Source organism: Acinetobacter sp. UC24323, from assembly GCF_024151445.1.
GTDB classification, from domain to species: domain Bacteria; phylum Pseudomonadota; class Gammaproteobacteria; order Pseudomonadales; family Moraxellaceae; genus Acinetobacter; species Acinetobacter baumannii.
The window spans coordinates 33923-52925 of the sequence record NZ_JAHIBY010000013.1; the positions used below are offsets into that span (position 1 = coordinate 33923).

Here is a 19003-nt window from a genome sequence, read left to right on the forward strand (position 1 = left end):
ATATGAATATTTTATTAATTTATTGAATGGTACTTAAACGCTTAACGACTGCTTCTGCAATTTCTTTACTCGACTGAGGGTTTTGTCCAGTAATAATTCTGTCGTCTGAAACCACATATGAGGTAAACGGAATAAATGCTTGTTTGTAGTTTGCTCCACGTTCAATGAGTCCGTTTTGTAAAGAAAATGGAACTTGAGACTTAATACCAGATAAAGTTTCTTCAATATTTGCAAAACCAGTAACAGTTCTACCCGCAATTAGTGGTTTACCATTTTCATTCTGTAGAGGTAATAAACCACCTACGCCATGACAGACCGCTGAAACAACCCCACCTTGGCGATAGATCTGTTCGCTAATGTTTTGCAAAGCTTTATTGTTTGGGAAATCCCACATGGTACCGTGTCCACCCGTATAGTAAATGGCTTTGTACTGGGTAGGATTAATCGTGTTCGGAGCCAATGTCGTTTTCAACTTCTGCATAAATGCTGGGTCAGCTAAATGCTGACGAGCGGATTTGTCTAAGTAAATAGACTTTAAACTACGCTCATCTAACGGCACTTGACCGCCTAAAGGACTTACAAAATCCATTTCATAGCCAGCAGCTGATGCAACATCATAAAAATGGGTGAGTTCAGTCAACCACAGCCCTGTTTTATCCGAACGAGAAGGGTAAGCCGAGTGATTAGTCATGACGACTAAAATTTTTCCATTTATTTTTGCAGGGCTTTGAGCTTTATCTGAACCTGCGGCATAAACCGCATTTGTAGATAAAAGAATGGCAAAAATAATGCTTAAACAACGTTGAAAGTTCCACACTTTAAACATGACAGGTCCTCATTTATCACCTGTAATCAATCGTATGTTTAAAGCACACTTTAAGGTCAATATACCTTTAAGGAATTAGGGAGTTTTTGATTTATCGTAATAGAGATTCATGAGACGTTCGGCATTTTCTTCACAGGTAATTTCATCGGGTTTGTTATTAATTGCTTCAACCATAGTACGTAAGTTTTGCTTACTGACTTTTAGCTTCTGTTCTAAAAGCTCTATTTCCTGAATTTTAGATTCAAGTGTTTGGATGAGTGCGTCATGGTTCCAAGTAGTTACCTTTGACGGTAAAAATGATTTAATTTCTGCTAAAGAAAACCCGACTTGCTGAGCTTGCTGAATTAAAGAAAGTTGTTTCAAATCGTTATCGGTATATTCACGGTAGCCATTCGATTTTCTTTTCGCTTTAGGCAAGAGTTTGATTTGCTCATAATAACGAATTGTAGGGGTACTTAAACCACTTAGTTTTGATAACTCGCTAATATTCATAGCCACATACTCTATTGACATTAAAGTTAACTTTAGACTTATAGTAATGTAAAAGCAAGGTTCATAACTTTACTAAGCGCACACTTTCAGTAACAGCTTTCTATGTTGTGATAGATAAAAGATAGAATTATAAATATGAAGAATGAGGTGAGAAAATGTCTAAACGCATATTACATGTCGTGACCAATGTTTCACGCTATAAGAATTTCGATGAACCAACAGGGCTGTGGTTAGGCGAACTCACTCATGCTTATGATGAGTTTGAAAAGCAAGGTTATGTGCAAGATATTGTCAGCCCAAATGGTGGAAAAACTCCAATTGAACCAAAATCGCTTGTGCCTTTAGTGGCAGATAAATCTGTTAAAGACCGAGAAAAAGATCAAGCTTTTATTACGCTGCTGGCAAATACTTTTAAGCCTTCCGATATTAATTGGCAAGATTATGATGTGATCTACTATACGGGTGGTCACGGTGTGATGTGGGATTTTTTAGATAACCCTGAACTTCAAGAAATCACCAAAAATATTTATGAAAAAGGCGGTATTGTTTCGAGTGTTTGTCATGGCTACTGTGGTTTGCTCAATGTCAGGCTCTCAAATGGTGAACGACTTATAAAAGGCAAAAAGTTAACAGGCTTTGCATGGAGTGAAGAAGTTTTGGCAGGGGTGGCAAAAAAAGTGCCATACAATGCCGAAGAGTTAGCAAAAGAATATGGTGCTCGTTATGAAAAGGCTTTTATTCCTTTTGCGCCATACGTGGTTCAAGACGGTAAGTTAATTACGGGGCAAAACCCGTTTTCAGCTAAAAAGACGGCTTTAGCGATAATAGAAGAGCTAGAAAAGTCATAATTTAATAATTCAAATATAAACCCTAAAAGCAAAACAGCGATGGGCTTGCTTTTAGGGTTTTAAATAAATGGATTGGTGTAAAAAATTAAGCTTAAGGAACAATCACAAAATCAGGGTTTGCTATTGCAAAAACTGCTTCACGGTCTGCAACTGGTGGATAAATCCATACAGTATTAATTTCCTGTTTAATTTTTTTCGCTTCTTCACGCACAAATTGAACTTGTCGATCCCAACCTTCGGTATAAAGTGCACCCCAAGGACCCAAGTCAACACACGTCACATACTTTGGTTGGCTGTATGGATGAAGTGGTAAATCAACCAATTCTGCCGCAGCGTTATAACCCGCCACACGGCCTAAGCTCATAGCATGCTGACACGACATCACATTAAAATTGCCTAAATCATCGGTTGGAACTTTTACAGTATCGCCAGTCACAAAAATGTTTTTTGCTTCGGGTGCATGTAAATAAGCATCCCCAATCAAACGGCCTAAATTATCTTTTTCACCAGCAATTTGAGAGGTGAGTGGGTTGGCTCGCATACCGGCAGTCCAAATCACGGTCTCTGTTTCAATTTTTTCGCCGTTAGAAAGCGTTACGCCAGTGGCATCTAGCGCATTAACTCTTAGCCCAGCTTTACCTTCAACACCGAGTTCGTTAAGGGCCTCTCGAATAACAGTAGCAGCTTGGTCGCCCATTGCTGCACCAATTTCTGTTGAGGAATCAACCAAAACCACACGGACATCAGTTTCACCTAAAATGCTACGCAAACGTTCAGGCATTTCGGTCACAGTTTCTAAGCCCGTAAGACCACCACCAGCAACAACTACAGTATTACGTGCTGCATTTGCAGGTTTAGTGGCTAAGTTTTTAAGATGATGATCTAGTTTTTCAGCATCTTCTAATGTATTTACGCTAAATGCATATTCTTTTAGACCCGGTATAGGTGGCATAAAAGTCGTACTTCCGGTTGCCAGAACAAAACGGTCATAGCTTAAATTTTGTTTGTTACCATCGGTGGTTGCAACTTCGATAGTCTGTTGGTTTGAGTCAATTTTATTTACCCAACCTGCCAGAAATTTAACTCCCACCACACTTAATAACTCTGAAATATCAGGGTTCATGTTTTTAAGCACGGCCTCATAAAGACGAGGACGAATCCCGACATTTGGACTAGGGGAAACCATCATCACTTCAATGTTTTGTTCTTGTGATGCTAAATGAATTGCTCTTTGTGCAGCGAGTGCAGCCCATAAACCTGCAAAGCCAGAACCAGCAATAATAATACGCTTACTCATTGGATTATCCTTTTGATCGATTTTTCGGACAACACGTTCCAGCTCATCATAAAATTTAGGGTGAGCGAATCCATTCTCTGATTGTCCGAAAAAATCTGAGAAGGCGTTTAAAACGGATTAGGGATGTTTTACTTTAGTATTTGAGGGTTATTAGCTCATTAGTCGGGAGTATCCCGCGATATTTTACTTTTCCGCATTTTTGCTGTTCTTCCTTCAATCCGTTCATTGATCCAACCATTTACATCACTAAAAAATACGTCGGGGGCATAACGGCCAAAACGGTCTGCAATATCGCCAAGTGTATGAGCACCTAATGCGTCTCGCATAGCTTTTTCGGCTTGTAGCATGACAGCATGTACGGCACACACACCACTGGTTGCCCAATCTGGTGGGGCATTGTTAAAGACTGCACATTTACCGCGAACTTCTTGACACTCAAAAAGCGGTTTTTCACCTTCGATTGCATTCACGATATCTAAAAAGCTGATTTCGTGAGCAGATCGAGCCAGTAAATAGCCGCCGCGAACACCTTCCTGAGCAACAACCAGACCTGCCTTTTCAAGTTTAGGAAAAATCTTGGCCATAAAACTCGGAGAGACTCCTTGTAATTCAGCAAGATCCTTACTACTCAAAGGTTTATCTTCATTGTTCACAAGAAAAAGAAGACAGTGAATCGCATACTCGACGCTACTAGTGATATAAGCCATTTAATTTCATAATTGATCAACTATAAACACAGACTAATGCAGTCTGTGTTTTAAGTCAATAATAAAACTAAGACAAAGTTTGTCCTAGTTTTATTTGGAAGTGGTATTGAGGCTAGATGTGTAGGGTATATAACTGAATTTAAATACCTTTAAATTGAAATTTAATAGGATAAATAATTTAAAAAATTATCGGAAAACTTACGAACGCCACCAATAATTTTCAATATTTGGTTCCTCTAAGTTCAATAATTCACCCATTTGCGGTGTGCTAATCGCTAAATTATTTTGTTGAGCCAAAGCGACGATACGTTCAAAAGGGTCGTCCCAAGCATGAAGTGCCAAGTCGAAAGTACCGTTATGGATAGGTAACAAATGACGTCCTTTTAAATCGATATGAGCTTGTAAAGTTTGCTCTGGTTGCATATGAACATCGGGCCATTCGGGATCGTAAGCACCAGTTTCTAACATGGTCAGATCGAAAGGACCGTAACGATGTCCAATCTCTTTAAAACCGTCAAAATATCCCGTGTCACCGCTAAAAAATACACGTAAGTCATTATCAATAATCACCCACGACGCCCAAAGCGTCGCATTGCTATCACCCATTCCACGGCCTGAAAAATGATGGGCAGGGGTAGCCACCAGTTCGAGTCCATCTACATGTGTGGTGTCCCACCAGTCGAGCTGCTGAACCTTTTCTGCTGGAATTCCCCATTTAATAAGGGTGTCGCCTACACCAAGTGGTGTTAAGAAATGCTCAACTTTATCGTTAAGCTGCATGACCGCATGGTAGTCTAGATGGTCGTAGTGGTTATGCGACAAAATCACGCCTTTAATGGGTGGTAAGTTTGCAATACTAATCGGTGGTTGGTGAAAACGTTTTGGACCAATCCATTGAAAAGGTGAGGCACGCTCCGAAAAAACAGGGTCGGTTAACCAAAACTCATTTTGCAGTTTTAACAAAATGGTTGAGTGGCCCAAACGAAATAGAGAGCGGTCAGGCGCACTTAATAATTGCTCTTTTGACAAACTTAAAACAGGAATTGCTTTGTTTGGAACGGTATCTTTGGGTTTGTTAAATAGAAACTTCCACATGAGTTGAAGCGTTTTGCCAAAAGAAGGCTGGTGTTGGTTTGGACGTGTATTTCTAAATTTGCCATTGTGTTGCTGAGATGGCATTAAGGGAGTAGGCAAGTCTGTTGTGTTTGAAATAGTCATTTTGTTTTTCCTTATTGGAACAAACCTATATGTACAAATAAGAACTTGGGCTAAGTGCTTATTTAGATTTATTTAAATGAGTATTTACTCACTCATTAATTCATTCAAAAATAAGGACGCCGTGCATCCTTAACTCTTGTCTATATTGAAACTGCATGCCAAAAGGCTTCAAAACCAGATTTGCGATAACGCTCGGTTTGAGAAGGGTCTTGGGCAATAAAATTGAGTGTAACTTCGGCAAGCGCACCTAAAATTGAAGCAATAAATAACGGTGGGTAATCTCTTAATTTGCCGTCATTAATACATTCTTGAATGTTTTGGGTGAGGTTACAAAAGGTTTGCATACCAATTTGTTTACTTTGCTCAGTAATTTGTTCCGATGTTGAAAGCTGCGCCATCACTTTACGTTTAAGGGGAGCTTCTAAACTCCAGTCCAAATAGCTTTGCCAAATGTGCGACATTTGTGTTTGCAGGTCAGCGTTAGTGGGGTAACTAAGCATCATCACCTGACGTAACTCAGCCTTTAGTGAAAGATATAATTGGTTAAGCAGTTCTTCTTTATTACTAAAATAGGTAAATAAAGTACCTTCTGCTACGCCAGCAACTTTGGCAATTTTTGAGGTAGACGCACGCTCGCCAAGCTCTGCCAATGTTTCGATAGCAGCGCTTAAAATTGCATTACGTTTATCTTCACTACGAGGACGAGCCATATACAAATAAAATAATTGAGTGATTACTCAATCATAAATAAAAATGGAAATAATGCAAGCTAAATAAAAAGCTCTTAACGAAGGGGTTTCAATAAAAAAATTGACGGTCTTTCTTTATTTTAAATAAAAGTACCTCCTTAAAAGGAGGTACAAAAGATTAAAAATTTAATAATTTAAATTGATACTAAGCCAGCGCTTGAAGCCGATGAAAAAATTCTATTTTTTCAACGTTACCCATGCCTTCTTTTTGAAAGTTTTGGATATGTGGTCCAAAATTATGATGATGTTCCTGATCTTTTTCACTAGCCCAATGTTCATAAAATATAAATAGACTAGGATCATTTTGATCTTGGAATAATTCATAAGTGATACAGCCGCTTTCTTTGCGGGATGGAGCTACCACATCAATAAGATCACTTCTGACCTGATCAATCTTTTCTGGTTTTGCTCGAAGTCCCACTACTAAATAAACAGCACTCATTTTAATGTATATCCTTTGAATAGGGACAATACAAAACTTTTATTCAGCTTTGTCGTAAGAGAATTGGATACCCGCTGTACCACCAGTCTCAATAAATAATTTCATAAATTGAGGTACAGTTTCTGAGCGTTTCCAATCACGTTGCAGTTCACAGAATAACTGAGCAACACTGATCATTTTGCCGCCTGCTTGTTCAATACGGCGTAAAGCAGCTTCATGCGCTGCAACAGAAGTACCACCTACAGCATCTACCACAACATATACTTCATATCCTTCAGCTAGGGCGTCTAGTGCAGGAAATGTTAAGCAAGCTTCAGTCCAAAGCGCTGTCATAATGAGTTTTCTACGGCCTGTTGCTTTTACGGCTTCTTTAAATTCGGTATCTTCCCAAGAGTTAATACTTGTACGGTCATAGGTAGGGTAATCTTTCAAAACTTTACTTAATTGTGGAATCGGTGGTTTATTTAAACCAGTCTTAACATTTACGGTTGAATGGATAATTGGCAAATTATAAACAATGGCAGCTTTTGCCGTGCCTACAATATTATTAATCAACAGTTGACGATCCATCGAAGCAATGGAGTTTACTTGAACCGGTTGATAATCAATGACAATAAAAGCAGAGTTTTCTGGAGTTAAAAGATGATCTTGTTTTGGGTCACGGATGTTTTCACTAGTCATTTTTTTCACCTTTATTAAATATAATTAAATAATACAAATATTATTTTTGTGCCATAAGTTTGGTCACTTATGAACTATATAATTAAGTGAGAAAGGACGGAACTACACAAAATTAGGCTAAAGAATCCTAAAATTGAAACAGTGGTAATTGCATGAAAACAGATTTAAATGATCTTTATTATTTTGTAAAAGTGGTACAACATGGAGGGTTTGCTTCTGCTAGTCGCGAAATTGATATTCCAAAATCCAAGTTAAGCCGCCGCATTTTATTATTAGAAGAAAGGTTAGGGGTAAGATTAATCAATAGAAATACTCGTCAATTTGATGTAACCGAGTTAGGACGAGAATACTATCATCAATGTCAAAATATGATTTTAGGTGCAGAAGCTGCACAGCAAGTCATTGAAAGAAATCAGGCAGAACCTTGTGGGGTAATAAGAGTCAGTTGCCCGCCTGCATGGTTATATGACCACATTGCAGATATGATTTCAAAATTTATGAGGTTGTATCCCCAAGTTAATATTCATCTTGAAGTAACCAATAAGAATATTGACCTGTTAAATGACGGAATAGATATCGCGTTAAGAATTAGATTTCCGCCCTTGGAAGATTCCGATCAGGTCATGAAGATTTTTGCAAAAAATCCGCAATGTATAGTGGGGCATTGTGAGCTGGTCCAGCAACATGGTATGCCCGAAACCCCATTAGATCTATGTGGTTATCCTTCAATTGGGTTAGGTAACTCGGAACAAAAAAGTATATGGACACTATACAGCCGAGAGAATGGTAAAATTGAAAAAGTTATACATACACCACGTTTGATTGTGAACGACATGATTGGTGTACGAGATGCGGTATTAAGAGGAGTTGGGATTGCTCAATTACCTTTTGCCCTGATTTATAAAGAAATTGAGCGTGGTGAATTAATTAATTTAATGCCAAATTGGGAATTAAAAAATAGCATTATGCATGCAGTTTACCCCTCACGAAAAGGACTATTGCCAAGCGTTCGAGCACTATTAGATTTTTTATCAGAGGAGTTCGAAACACTTATTAATGAACGACCCGGTTTTGAATAATATTCAAGACAAGTGAATTTGTTGTTAATGAGATTTTGGTCTTCAACTCAAGATTAAGTCATTTTTGAGATAGTGTGTCTCATTAATATGGATTTTATTCGGTTTTTGATAATTTCATAATAATGAAAGTTTAACTACAGACTAAAGTGCTAAATACGAAAGCATTAACTTTGAATACGGTGAAAATTATGAATAAACATTTATTACTAAACATTGCTTTTTTAGGTTCGGTCCAGCTTTTTACAATGTCTAATGCATTGGCTGATGTTCCCTTAACTCCAGCGCAATTTGCAAAAGCAAAAACTGAAAATTTTGAAAAAAAGGTTCTTTTATCAAATTTAAATAAACCTCATGCTTTAGTCTGGGGACCGGATAACCAGATTTGGTTGACTGAACTTGTGACAGGCAAAATCTTACGAGTAAATCCAGAAACTGGTGCAGTTAAAACAGTATTTCAAGTCCCTGGTATTATTAATGATCCGCATGCACAAAACGGCTTATTAGGTTTTGCATTTCATCCTGATTTTAAAAATAACCCATATATTTATATCTCTGGAACTTTTAAAAATCCTCAAGCAACAGACAAGAACTCTCCAAATCAGACAATTATTAGAAGATACACCTATAATAAATCAACAGATACCTTGCAAAACCCAGTTGATTTATTAGCAGGGTTACCTTCTTCTAAAGACCATCAAGCTGGTCGTTTAGTGATTGGACCGGACCATAAGATTTATTACACTTTGGGTGACCAAGGCCATAACCAGTTAACGTATTTGTTTGAGCCTAACTATGCCCAAAGTCTTCCAACCCAACAAGAATTAAAGAATAAAGACTTCCATGCCTATTCTGGTAAAGTCCTGCGTTTAAATTTGGATGGTAGTATTCCTCGTGATAACCCAAGTTTTAATGGTGTTACAAGTCATGTTTACACATTAGGTCATCGTAACCCACAAGGTTTGGCATTTGCACCAAATGGTAAGCTCTTACAAGCTGAGCAAGGCCCAAATTCTGACGATGAAATTAATTTGGTTGTTAAGGGCGGGAACTACGGTTGGCCTAATGTGGCAGGCTATAAAGATGACAGTGGTTATGCCTATGCAAACTATTCAGCCGCAAGCAATAAATCTCAAATTAAAGATTTAGGACAAAACGGCATAAAAGTAGCGGCGGGTGTTCCAGTAACAAAAGAGTCTGAATGGACTGGTAAAAACTTTATTGCACCTTTGAAGACCTTATTTACCGTTCAGGATACTTATAACTATAACGACCCGATGTGTGGCGATATGACTTATATCTGCTGGCCAACGGTAGCTCCATCTTCGGCTTATGTTTATACGGGCGGTAAAAAAGCAATTCCTGGTTGGGAAAATACTTTGCTTGTTCCATCTTTAAAACGTGGGGTTATTTTCCGTATTAAGATGGATCAGACATATAGCACGACCTATGATGATGCTATTCCGATGTTCAAGAGTAACAATCGCTATCGTGATGTTATTGCAAACCCTGAAGGGAATACTTTATATGTCTTAACTGACCCGGAAGGTAATGTTCAAAAAGATGATGGTTCCGTTACAAACCAGTTGGAAAACCCAGGGGCTTTAATTAAGTTTACCTATAAAGCTAAGTAAAATAATGACAAGAATCTAAAGGTATTCCTTTAGATTCTTTTGTATATCTATATAAGGTTATTGGTCTTTTTAACTAGTTGTAGAGGATGCCTAATAATATTTAAAAAGTACTTTTTATAAGTTAGCAACAATCAAAAGGGTGCTTTTTTATATAGGAAATTACGTTTAATTTACAGCAAGGAGAGGGTGAGAATTTAAATAAATACAAAAAGATAAATCAAAAGATGAGTAGTATATGAGTTCAGAAGCACATTCAATTAGCTTGATTGCCCCTGTAGTTTTATTGGCGGCCGCGGTAATTGCAGTCCCTATTTTTAAACGTATTGGTTTAGGTTCGGTATTAGGTTATCTCATTGCGGGTCTGATTATTGGCCCTTTCGGTTTTGCATTTTTCCAAGATTCCACCGCAATCTTACATATTGCCGAGTTGGGCATTGTGATGTACCTATTTGTGATTGGTCTCGAAATGCAGCCATCACATTTATGGAGTCTACGACGGGAAATTTTTGGGCTAGGAACACTACAAATCATAAGCTGTGCTGTGGCATTAACAGGTGTAGGTTTGCTATTTGGTTTTACGTGGCAAGTTGCTTTTATTGGCGCAGCAGGGTTTGTATTAACATCGACTGCTATTGTGATGCAACTACTGGGCGATCGTGGTGACTTAACTCAGCCTCGCGGGAAAAAAATTGTAGCCATCTTATTATTTGAAGATTTATTGATTGTGCCATTGCTGGCTATTGTTGCTTTTATGGCACCGAATCATGTGGTCGAAAGCACATCGGTACGTTTAGAAAATATAGGAATTGGTTTATTGGCCATTGCGGGTCTTATTGCAGCAGGGCATTGGTTACTTAATCCATTATTTAGAATCTTGGCTGCCGCTAAAGCAAGAGAAGTGATGACAGCTGCCGCTTTGCTGGTGGTATTGGGTGCGGCATTGCTCATGCAAGTGAGCGGTTTGACTATGGCAATGGGCGCTTTCTTGGCTGGTGTGTTGCTATCTGAATCTACCTTTAGGCATCAAATTGAAGCTGATATTGAACCTTTCCGTGGAATCCTGTTAGGCCTCTTTTTCCTTGGGGTTGGCATGTCACTGGATTTATCAGTGGTTGCTCAAAACTGGCAGCTTATTGTAAGTAGCGTAATTGCTCTCATGTTTGCTAAAGCCATCATGATTTATATGGTCGCGCGATTAACTAAAAGTTCTCATACTGAGGCCTTAGATCGTGCCTTATTGATGGCTCAAGGTGGCGAGTTTGCCTTTGTACTTTTTTCTGCCGCATTAAGTGCACAAGTCATTGATAGTACTATTAAATCAAACCTAACTGCGATTGTTGTACTTTCAATGGTATTAACCCCAATTGTAGGTATTATTTTTAAGCGTTTTACTCAATCTAAGGCGAATGTTTCATTAGAAAACATCAATATTGCCGAGGGTTTAACTGGTAATGTTTTAATGATCGGTTTCGGGCGATTTGGGCAGGTAACTAGTCAATTATTGTTGGCAAGAGGAGTAGACGTCACCATTATTGATAATAATACCGACATGATCCGAAATGCTGAAAGATTTGGTTTTAAAATTTATTATGGTGATGGTTGCCGTTTAGATATTCTACATGCGTCTGGAGCCGCAACCGCACAAGCAATTGTTGTATGTGTAGATAGTAAAGAAACTACCAATAGAATTGTAGAACTTGTGACTCATGAATTTCCGTTAGCGAAATTATTAGTTCGTTCATATGATCGTGAACATTCACTACATTTAGTCAAACAAAAAGTAGACTACATGATTCGTGAAACTTTTGAGTCTGCCATCAAATTTGGGGGTGTTATTTTACAAGAACTAGGTGTAGATGAAGACGAGGTAGAGCGAATTACCGAAGAAATTCGAGATTTGGACAATGAGCGTTTTGAAACTGAAATTGCCGCCGATGATGTATATGCCGGAGCGGGTATGCAATATACGCATGCGCATCATCCGAGACCAACAGCACCATTAATTCGGCCAAAACAGGAAGGGCGTATTTTAAATAAAGATGATGCTTCGGATAATGAAAATATGGATGGGTAAATGCTCCAAAATTTTTAGGTGAAAATCTAGAGGTTAAAGAGTTGCTAACGACACTCAGGGCTATAAGGAATCCGGTCGATTCTTTTTTGTAAAATTGACGGATTCACTACGCTTTCATACATTTGTCGGTATGTTAAACGATGATCTTCATTATTATGATAGTTAATAAGTTCGAGTAACTTAAACTTATATTCTTTATGACCAGCGTGGTACATTGCTGCATAATTCCCCCATAATGCATATTGGTACCATAACTGTGCTTTAGGAATTAGGTTTATTTCGTTTAAATAGCTGGACGCAGTTTTTTCATAACATTGTTTTATAAGTGATATATCTTTTTTCATCCGTTTTAAGAAAATACATTGCGTTTCTTGAAGCTTGGAATTATTAGCTTTCGTTAACATTTTTTCAGTAATGGCATAAGCTTGTTCAAGGCAACCCAGACGAATAAGAATTTTCCTTTTAGTTTTTAAAATGGCTAAATTATCTTCATTAGATGGCATGGTATTTAATAATTTTTTTAATTTTAAATTGATCGATTTTTGGTCACTATTGTTAGGTAAGTTATAAATAATATTGTTGTATTCATAAATATATTTATTAGCTGTTAGTTGGTGTTTCGGCATATATTCCTGATTATTTATAGTTAATGCAGAATCCTCACTAGTTTTATTGCAAGCAACCAGACCTATACTAATAAAAGAAAGTGCTAAAAATTTATACATTACGATTTTACCTATTTTATTAGTTAAGAGATTAATTAATAACATTAAAAAATAGGTATCAATATTGTATAATTTTTTACTATATATCCATATAGAATATAGCTGTTTTGATAAAATCAATTTAATATTGTTTTTCTTGTAATTTATTGTTTTTATGCATTGTTTTTATAATTTTAATTATGATTTATAAATAGAAATCTAATATTTTTATATTAATCGCTCACACCCATATAAAATGAGTGAAGCGATTAACTAATAAAAATTATTTCTTATCATTTCTCCAAGCTTTTTGTACCTGACTAGCAATAGCAGGATAATCCATAACAAAACGTATATGAGACTCAACACCTGTTTTTAAAGTTGCATCATCTACAATAAATTCTGGACTATGATTAGGAGCTGCTTTACTCATATCTTGATTTTTAGGAGTCGCACCGAGTGAAATATAAAGTGAGGGCATAAGCTTGCCATAGTGTGCAAAGTCATCACTTGCACTTGCATTAGTCTCCATACGATGCAAATTATTTTTACCAACCGTATTTTCTAATGTAGGCAAAATTAATTGAGTTAACATTTTATTGTTATAAGTTACAGGTGCATAAGGCGAGAGTTCAATATCAGCTTTTACATTGTTTGCAAGTGCAGTATGAGTGACCATTTCAGGCAATTGTTGAAGAATATTTTGACGGATATCTTCGTTATTGGTACGAATAGTACCTTCCATATCAACTTCTTTCGGAATAATGTTGGCCGCAGTTCCGCCGGAAATATGTCCTACCGTTATCACGGCCATACCTTTAGTAAGATCAGAACGGCGACTGATCATCGTTTGAATATTATTAATAATGGCAGCAGATGCCACAATTGGATCTCGACCAGCCCATGGCATAGAAGCATGCACTTGCTGTCCAGTCAGTTTAATGCGGAATTCATCAGCACTATTAAGCATAGCTTCATCTTTATAGAAAATGCTGCCACTTGGAATACCTGAAACGACATGGATACCAAACATGACTTCAGGTTCTGGTTTTTTAAGAGCGCCGTCTGTAATCATCTTTCTTGAGCCGATTTGGTCACCTTGGCTAAAACCAGCCAAATCAGCAGCTCCTTCTTCAGAAGGTTGGAAAACAAAAACAACAGTGCCTGCGAGTCTATTCTTGTTTTCTACAAGTATTTTTGCTGCACCCAATAGCATAGCCGTATGTGCGTCATGACCACATGCATGCATAACAGGTTGTAACTCACCTTGATATTGTGCTTTTACTTTGCTTGCATAACTCAAATTTGTTTTTTCTTCGATGGGTAAGGCATCCATGTCTGCTCTTAATGCCATAACGGGACCAGGCAGATCGCCTTTTAAGATTCCAATAACACCTGTTTTGGCAAATCCTTTTCGAACTTCGATACCATAAGACTTCAACTCATTTTGCACTAATTTTGAAGTGTTGAACTCCATGTTCCCAAGTTCTGGATGCTCATGAATATAATGGCGAATTTGAATAGTTTTTGATTCATTTTTAGAAACAGAATCTTTAATCCAATCGGCAAAACTTGTTTGGGCGGTAATGAGGAGGGGTGCCCCCAACACCAGTTTTTGAAATCCTTTCATCGTCTTTTCGAAAGATTTATTAAATAAACAATCCATGTTTTGCCTCAATAGTCAGTTCTTATTTAGAGGAGAACAAACGGACAAAATGCCCGGTTCTCAATATTAAATTTTGTGATAAAGCGTATCTGGCGTTATGGCTATGCATGGTTTATATGTATAGTCACAACCTAACATGTATATACAACTTTATGCATATAAAAATAGCTTATCTAATAAAAAAAATGCAATATTTATCTAATACTTCTTAATCATTTTATTAAGTTAAGCTTATAGGCGTATAAGGGGACTTGGCGTATACAACATTTGAAAAAAATAGAGGCGGGAGCTTGTACTTATAAAACAGTGTTCAATATTACTTTATATAATGTTTAGACAAAGTACCTAATACAATGAAAAACAATAATTAATTAAATAATTTCTAGCCAATTTCACATTGACAGCTCAAATATTGAAGATTACCATTTGCGGGCTGGCCTACATTGCCAGTCGGTTTTGACGGACCGCTATTTCAACCACATCAGGATTATTTCTTCTGAGGAAGAGTCTTGTGTGCACACCTCGTTCCCTCCCGTAGCGGTAGGACGGGAGTGGGACACTTTCGAGTGTGCTGGAGTTGAAACCAGTCCGTCAACCCGCTTCCGTTCTGCCACCATAATTTATAATGTTTCGGCAGAACTCCCAAAAGAAGGAGTTGGCTATGCACATTCATAAATTATTGGCAGTCACTGTCAAAATCTATCTCGACACAACTTAAAACACTTTAAAGCAGTTTGATTGCCTATAGGCTTTTCAGGCTTTAAATCGTCACGACCAAAACTTAGCAACAATAAAACTTGAGATGTGCCAAGCACAGTCTTTACGGCTTTGCTGTGCCTTTTTTTCTCCCAGAAAAGGCACAGGCTTTTTAATCTCTTTTAGAAACAACAAGAATTTATAACGGTAAAACTATGCAAAATTTAAAAACTTCTTCCAAAAAATTACAGGTTATTCATACTGCCATACGCCTATTTGTTACTTATGGTTTTCATACGACGGGTGTAGACCTAATTATTAAAGAAGCCAAAATAACCAAGGCGACTTTTTATAATTACTTTCACTCAAAAGAACGGTTAATTGAAATGTGCATTGCTTTTCAAAAAAGTTTGCTGAAAGAAGAAGTACTTGCCATTATTTACTCAAGTCGTTACCGCACTTCAAAGAACAAACTCAAAGAAATTATAAACTTACATGTTAACTTTAATAGCCTATATTATCTTTTGCTTAAAGCCTTTTTTGAAATTAAACATATGTATGCGAGCGCTTACCGTATGGCGGTTGAGTATAGAAAATGGCTGCATCATGAGATTTTTGACCTCATTTTTAGTTTAGAAACCCATACATTAAAGCCCGATGCCAATTTGGTTTTAAACCTAATTGATGGCTTGATGTTCCAGATTTTAAGCTCAAATAGTTTGGAAGAAAGGGATATGGTGGTGGAGAGGTTTTTTGGGGGGATTCACTAATTGGTTCCGTTTTTAAATGGGAATAAGTTGCAAATTGATCAAAATTTTTGAATAAATACTAAGGAATCATTTGAAAAGGAAGTAAAATTAATGAAAAGTTATCTAAATTTGATATTCATAAATTTGTAAATTAGGTAAGATCAAAATGTTTCGACTAATTATAATATTATTTTCCTTTATAAGTATGCTTTTAGCTCTATGCTGGGGAATTACTAAACCAGGATTTGATTCATGGGGGGGATTTATAGTTGCAATTATTGCTTTACTGATGAGTTTTAGGATCCCAAAAAATGAGAGTAAATCAGTAACCAAAATACAGAAGGTGTCTGATAACTCTATAGGAATTCAGGGTGAAAATATTACAGGTCTTACGATTAATAAGAGAGTTAATAAAGATGTGGACTCCTAAAATGGGTAATAATCAAAAACAGGATGTCAAAAATAATTCTACAGCTGTTCAAGCAGAAGTAATTGAAAATTTGACTATTGAAAATGGTTTGAGTCCTAAAGAGGTTGAAATTTATTGTTTAGGTCTCTTTGTGCAAAATATCTATCAAACTGACCACTCATGCTCTTTTGATCTGACCAGCTAAAATCTTTTTAACCTGACCATTTTTACATACATACAATAAAGGAGACATATTTCAGTCTCCCTAAAAATTAATTTGTATTTTTACCTTGTCTTTTCCTCATAGATTCTCCTTGTAACTCTATAAGATGAGCTTTATGCACGATTCGATCTAAAACAGCATCCCCCAATGTCGGATCTTCAAATCGACTATGCCATACAGACGTAGGGTACTGACTTGTTAAAAGTAATGATCCGTTTACGGCCTGTAGGTCAATGATATCCAGAAATATGGATGCTAAATGCGAATCTATGCTTCCTAAACCAAAGTCATCAATAATTAATAGATTAGTATTAATCAACTTACGTCTTAACTGCGGTAGCGTTCGATCTGCTACAGCAAGAGCTAGTGCCTCAAATAGAGTATTGGTATTGAAATACAGAACGCTATAATGATGGCGACAAGCATGTGTTGCAAAGGCGCAACCTAACCAACTTTTTCCTGTTCCAGTTGCACCAAGAATAATTAAATTTTGACGATACTGAATCCATTTATTATCAAATAATGTTGAAATTTGGCGTCTTTGAATACCTCTTTCTGAGTGATAGTCAATATTATCTATTGATGCGCGAGGGTATCTCAGGCTTGCATTTTTTAATAATCGACTAATTTTTCTATTGGCACGATCTGAAATTTCAGCATCGGCGATATGAGTGAGTTGTTGCTCAAACGTTAATTCTAAAAATTTTGGGTCAACCAAATTTAAATCTAAAACTTTGACCATAGCTGATAATCTGAGTTGAACCAATTTATTTCTTAAATCAGGTGATAACATCATTTATCTCCTAATTTATTGATATTAAAATAATCGGCACCTCGGATATTATGATGTAAAGTGAGTTTAGTAGTAGGTGTCTCTCTAGGATTACCATATACTTGTTTTTGGATAATTGATTTTATTCTGTCAAAAGTTAAAGCATTAATTTTTATAGCATATTGCAAAGCAGATTCTAAATCTTGACTTGTGTATCCTGATTGATTAGACCATTGCTTTAATCGTTGTACTGTACGGATACCATTCGCAAAATCACGTCTCTCCGAAATTTTCTTTTGAACAAATTCAGTCGTATATGGGCCTGTTTTTTCTGCCCATTCGATTAGGTAAGGTAAAGTTAATTCTTTGTAAGTTCGTTGTGTCTCAGTCATATGCTCGGATGAAATCGTATGGCCACCAGTTTGATCATTTAATAAATGTTGAGCAATAAATTGACGCTGATGTGTAATTTCAATCATCTGTTGTGTCACTTTAAGGTCAACAAGGCAATGTACATATTGATGAGGGACTGAATAAAAATGCTTATTCCATTCAATCAAACCAAATTCATTAACACGTACATCATACTTACGTTCACATATCTCAAATGGTAGTTCTGGTAATGGTGATAGTGCAACTTTGTCAGTTTGTATAAATAGCTGTGTCCTACCCATAGGAAAGGTCTTAGTTTGTTTTTCATTGATTTTTTGGTTATGTATATAGAGTTCTTTATTCAATTCAGTCAATGAATAAAAACGCTGATTTCTTAGTCTAGCAAGAATCTGAGTTTGAATGATTTGAACACCTTTCTCAGCTAATGCTTTATCTTGTGGTTCTCGTGAGCGAGCAGGATAAACAATGAAATTATAATGTTCAGCGAACTCATTAAAATCCTTTTGGATAATAATTTCAGAACGAGTATGTTTTATGACAGCAGCCTTTAAGTTGTCTGGCATAATATATTGCGGAACACCTCCTAGTTGTTTAAATGCTTCAATATGACATTCAATCCAAGATTTAATCTTTTGATCTGGAACTGCATGTATAACGTTATAAGAAGAGTTACACATCACACCAACGAAAATTTGGGCTTTAAATTTTTCCATATTCGTTTTGGCATCATAAATTGGAATGGTTTGTCCACAAAAGTCCACAAATAAAAATTCACCAGCATGATAAAACTGCTTCATGCTCTTTTTTTGAACTTTACACCATTGATTGAATAATTTAACAAACCATGAGTATGAATAACCATTAAAGCCAAATTCTTCTCTGTATTCTTGCCAAAGAAGTTCTAAAGTCATATTTTTACGTGATAATTCCTGTTTAATATATTCCCAATCAGGCACATGCTTTCTAGGTCTATGTAACCGTTTTTTCGTAGTTTTGGGGAGTCGTTGATGGAATTCTTGTATAGTTAAAGATGAGAGGCTTTCCCATGTTTCGCCGCTTTTCATAAACTTTGTTCTTAAAAGTTTTACCGTGTTATGTGAAACATGAACAATTCTAGCAATTTCACGATTACTTAATGTATTTGTAGATAGTAAACGGATAATTTCACGTTGTTTTTCATAAGGTATACGCATAAAGATTCCTAACCTTTACATCAGAGTAAAAGCTTCTAATTGAATGAGATAGTTGAATATTTATGGTAAGGCGTGATGGCATAAGACAAAGCGAATTGACATTACTTCGAAAAATGCACAGAATAAAAAGGTCTGCTCAAGACATCGTTTTATT

The 19003-nt window shown here is 36.6% G+C and carries 19 protein-coding genes; 7 read left to right on the forward strand and 12 right to left on the reverse strand.

Annotated elements, in window-relative coordinates; genetic code table 11:
- Positions 1 to 19: 19 nt before the first annotated feature.
- Together KNQ97_RS16110 and KNQ97_RS16115 are read right to left on the reverse strand one after the other, a co-directional pair.
- On the reverse strand, positions 20 to 826 hold the full coding sequence (locus KNQ97_RS16110) for a type 1 glutamine amidotransferase domain-containing protein (protein WP_032000616.1): 807 nt from the start codon (positions 824 to 826) through the stop codon (positions 20 to 22).
- Between the two features lie 75 nt (positions 827 to 901).
- On the reverse strand, positions 902 to 1318 hold the full coding sequence (locus KNQ97_RS16115) for a MerR family transcriptional regulator (RefSeq protein ID WP_001026795.1): 417 nt from the start codon (positions 1316 to 1318) through the stop codon (positions 902 to 904).
- 155 nt (positions 1319 to 1473) lie between these two features.
- Between KNQ97_RS16115 and KNQ97_RS16120 the strand changes: the two genes are divergently transcribed.
- Positions 1474 to 2166 carry a type 1 glutamine amidotransferase domain-containing protein gene (locus tag KNQ97_RS16120; RefSeq protein ID WP_004841099.1) on the forward strand — a complete coding sequence of 231 codons (693 nt, stop codon included), beginning with the start codon at positions 1474 to 1476 and terminating at the stop codon, positions 2164 to 2166.
- A gap of 91 nt (positions 2167 to 2257) precedes the next feature.
- On the opposite strand, the gene KNQ97_RS16125 is transcribed toward KNQ97_RS16120, so the two are convergent.
- The 6 genes from KNQ97_RS16125 to KNQ97_RS16150 form a co-directional block, all read right to left on the reverse strand.
- Positions 2258 to 3463: an NAD(P)/FAD-dependent oxidoreductase gene (locus KNQ97_RS16125; RefSeq protein ID WP_253612446.1), complete on the reverse strand. Its 1206-nt coding sequence runs from the start codon at positions 3461 to 3463 to the stop codon at positions 2258 to 2260.
- A 158-nt stretch (positions 3464 to 3621) separates the two neighbouring features.
- On the reverse strand, positions 3622 to 4170 hold the full coding sequence (locus KNQ97_RS16130) for an Rrf2 family transcriptional regulator (RefSeq protein ID WP_000323486.1): 549 nt from the start codon (positions 4168 to 4170) through the stop codon (positions 3622 to 3624).
- A gap of 198 nt (positions 4171 to 4368) precedes the next feature.
- The gene (locus KNQ97_RS16135) at positions 4369 to 5388 is read right to left on the reverse strand and encodes an MBL fold metallo-hydrolase (protein ID WP_253612447.1); all 1020 of its coding nucleotides are present in this window, start codon (positions 5386 to 5388) and stop codon (positions 4369 to 4371) included.
- A 140-nt stretch (positions 5389 to 5528) separates the two neighbouring features.
- Positions 5529 to 6098, reverse strand: coding sequence for a TetR/AcrR family transcriptional regulator (locus tag KNQ97_RS16140; RefSeq protein WP_253612448.1), 570 nt, complete (start codon positions 6096 to 6098; stop codon positions 5529 to 5531).
- A 184-nt stretch (positions 6099 to 6282) separates the two neighbouring features.
- Positions 6283 to 6579 carry a putative quinol monooxygenase gene (locus tag KNQ97_RS16145; protein WP_024437362.1) on the reverse strand — a complete coding sequence of 99 codons (297 nt, stop codon included), beginning with the start codon at positions 6577 to 6579 and terminating at the stop codon, positions 6283 to 6285.
- Positions 6580 to 6618: 39 nt separating this feature from the next.
- Positions 6619 to 7260 carry a hydrolase gene (locus KNQ97_RS16150; protein ID WP_000200064.1) on the reverse strand — a complete coding sequence of 214 codons (642 nt, stop codon included), beginning with the start codon at positions 7258 to 7260 and terminating at the stop codon, positions 6619 to 6621.
- A 152-nt stretch (positions 7261 to 7412) separates the two neighbouring features.
- Here KNQ97_RS16150 and KNQ97_RS16155 point away from each other — a divergent pair, with 152 nt between their 5' ends.
- The 3 genes from KNQ97_RS16155 (at position 7413) to KNQ97_RS16165 (ending at position 12044) form a co-directional block, all read left to right on the forward strand.
- Positions 7413 to 8339 (forward strand): LysR substrate-binding domain-containing protein, encoded by a 927-nt coding sequence (locus tag KNQ97_RS16155; RefSeq protein ID WP_000845355.1) that lies wholly within the window; start codon positions 7413 to 7415, stop codon positions 8337 to 8339.
- 188 nt (positions 8340 to 8527) lie between these two features.
- Positions 8528 to 9970 carry a glucose/sorbosone family PQQ-dependent dehydrogenase gene (locus KNQ97_RS16160; RefSeq protein ID WP_069371077.1) on the forward strand — a complete coding sequence of 481 codons (1443 nt, stop codon included), beginning with the start codon at positions 8528 to 8530 and terminating at the stop codon, positions 9968 to 9970.
- 235 nt (positions 9971 to 10205) lie between these two features.
- Positions 10206 to 12044 (forward strand): monovalent cation:proton antiporter-2 (CPA2) family protein, encoded by a 1839-nt coding sequence (locus tag KNQ97_RS16165; RefSeq protein WP_253612449.1) that lies wholly within the window; start codon positions 10206 to 10208, stop codon positions 12042 to 12044.
- A 44-nt stretch (positions 12045 to 12088) separates the two neighbouring features.
- Here KNQ97_RS16165 and KNQ97_RS16170 read toward each other — a convergent pair whose 3' ends face one another.
- Positions 12089 to 12769 (reverse strand): hypothetical protein, encoded by a 681-nt coding sequence (locus tag KNQ97_RS16170; RefSeq protein ID WP_000276394.1) that lies wholly within the window; start codon positions 12767 to 12769, stop codon positions 12089 to 12091.
- Between the two features lie 262 nt (positions 12770 to 13031).
- On the reverse strand, positions 13032 to 14414 hold the full coding sequence (locus tag KNQ97_RS16175) for an amidohydrolase (RefSeq protein WP_253612450.1): 1383 nt from the start codon (positions 14412 to 14414) through the stop codon (positions 13032 to 13034).
- Between the two features lie 513 nt (positions 14415 to 14927).
- Here KNQ97_RS16175 and KNQ97_RS16180 point away from each other — a divergent pair.
- The 3 genes from KNQ97_RS16180 to KNQ97_RS16190 all read left to right on the forward strand — a co-directional run bounded on the left by KNQ97_RS16180 (position 14928) and on the right by KNQ97_RS16190 (position 16473).
- Positions 14928 to 15089: a hypothetical protein gene (locus KNQ97_RS16180; RefSeq protein ID WP_153300538.1), complete on the forward strand. Its 162-nt coding sequence runs from the start codon at positions 14928 to 14930 to the stop codon at positions 15087 to 15089.
- A gap of 236 nt (positions 15090 to 15325) precedes the next feature.
- The gene (locus KNQ97_RS16185; protein ID WP_253612451.1) at positions 15326 to 15880 is read left to right on the forward strand and encodes a TetR/AcrR family transcriptional regulator; all 555 of its coding nucleotides are present in this window, start codon (positions 15326 to 15328) and stop codon (positions 15878 to 15880) included.
- A 410-nt stretch (positions 15881 to 16290) separates the two neighbouring features.
- Complete coding sequence (locus KNQ97_RS16190) at positions 16291 to 16473, forward strand: hypothetical protein (protein WP_253612452.1); 183 nt, start codon at positions 16291 to 16293, stop codon at positions 16471 to 16473.
- A gap of 67 nt (positions 16474 to 16540) precedes the next feature.
- Here the strand turns inward: KNQ97_RS16190 and istB are convergent, their stop codons facing one another.
- On the reverse strand, positions 16541 to 17287 hold the full coding sequence (gene istB, locus KNQ97_RS16195; RefSeq protein WP_253612453.1) for an IS21-like element helper ATPase IstB: 747 nt from the start codon (positions 17285 to 17287) through the stop codon (positions 16541 to 16543).
- Positions 17284 to 18849: an IS21 family transposase gene (istA, locus tag KNQ97_RS16200; RefSeq protein ID WP_253612454.1), complete on the reverse strand. Its 1566-nt coding sequence runs from the start codon at positions 18847 to 18849 to the stop codon at positions 17284 to 17286. The genes istB and istA overlap by 4 nt, the downstream gene beginning before the upstream one ends.
- Positions 18850 to 19003: the final 154 nt, after the last annotated feature.

Excerpts from the sequence above, each read along its gene's own strand:
- KNQ97_RS16130 (WP_000323486.1), bottom strand. The coding sequence starts at position 4,170 with ATGGCTTATATCACTAGTAGCGTCGAGTATGCGATTCACTGTCTTCTT.
- KNQ97_RS16155 (WP_000845355.1), top strand. The coding sequence starts at position 7,413 with ATGAAAACAGATTTAAATGATCTTTATTATTTTGTAAAAGTGGTACAA.
- KNQ97_RS16120 (WP_004841099.1), top strand. The coding sequence starts at position 1,474 with ATGTCTAAACGCATATTACATGTCGTGACCAATGTTTCACGCTATAAG.
- KNQ97_RS16150 (WP_000200064.1), bottom strand. The coding sequence starts at position 7,260 with ATGACTAGTGAAAACATCCGTGACCCAAAACAAGATCATCTTTTAACT.
- KNQ97_RS16125 (WP_253612446.1), bottom strand. The coding sequence starts at position 3,463 with ATGAGTAAGCGTATTATTATTGCTGGTTCTGGCTTTGCAGGTTTATGG.
- KNQ97_RS16110 (WP_032000616.1), bottom strand. The coding sequence starts at position 826 with ATGTTTAAAGTGTGGAACTTTCAACGTTGTTTAAGCATTATTTTTGCC.
- KNQ97_RS16160 (WP_069371077.1), top strand. The coding sequence starts at position 8,528 with ATGAATAAACATTTATTACTAAACATTGCTTTTTTAGGTTCGGTCCAG.
- KNQ97_RS16170 (WP_000276394.1), bottom strand. The coding sequence starts at position 12,769 with ATGTATAAATTTTTAGCACTTTCTTTTATTAGTATAGGTCTGGTTGCT.
- KNQ97_RS16185 (WP_253612451.1), top strand. The coding sequence starts at position 15,326 with ATGCAAAATTTAAAAACTTCTTCCAAAAAATTACAGGTTATTCATACT.
- KNQ97_RS16190 (WP_253612452.1), top strand. The coding sequence starts at position 16,291 with ATGGGTAATAATCAAAAACAGGATGTCAAAAATAATTCTACAGCTGTT.
- istB (WP_253612453.1), bottom strand. The coding sequence starts at position 17,287 with ATGATGTTATCACCTGATTTAAGAAATAAATTGGTTCAACTCAGATTA.
- istA (WP_253612454.1), bottom strand. The coding sequence starts at position 18,849 with ATGCGTATACCTTATGAAAAACAACGTGAAATTATCCGTTTACTATCT.
- KNQ97_RS16165 (WP_253612449.1), top strand. The coding sequence starts at position 10,206 with ATGAGTTCAGAAGCACATTCAATTAGCTTGATTGCCCCTGTAGTTTTA.
- KNQ97_RS16175 (WP_253612450.1), bottom strand. The coding sequence starts at position 14,414 with ATGGATTGTTTATTTAATAAATCTTTCGAAAAGACGATGAAAGGATTT.
- KNQ97_RS16145 (WP_024437362.1), bottom strand. The coding sequence starts at position 6,579 with ATGAGTGCTGTTTATTTAGTAGTGGGACTTCGAGCAAAACCAGAAAAG.
- KNQ97_RS16140 (WP_253612448.1), bottom strand. The coding sequence starts at position 6,098 with ATGGCTCGTCCTCGTAGTGAAGATAAACGTAATGCAATTTTAAGCGCT.
- KNQ97_RS16135 (WP_253612447.1), bottom strand. The coding sequence starts at position 5,388 with ATGACTATTTCAAACACAACAGACTTGCCTACTCCCTTAATGCCATCT.
- KNQ97_RS16115 (WP_001026795.1), bottom strand. The coding sequence starts at position 1,318 with ATGAATATTAGCGAGTTATCAAAACTAAGTGGTTTAAGTACCCCTACA.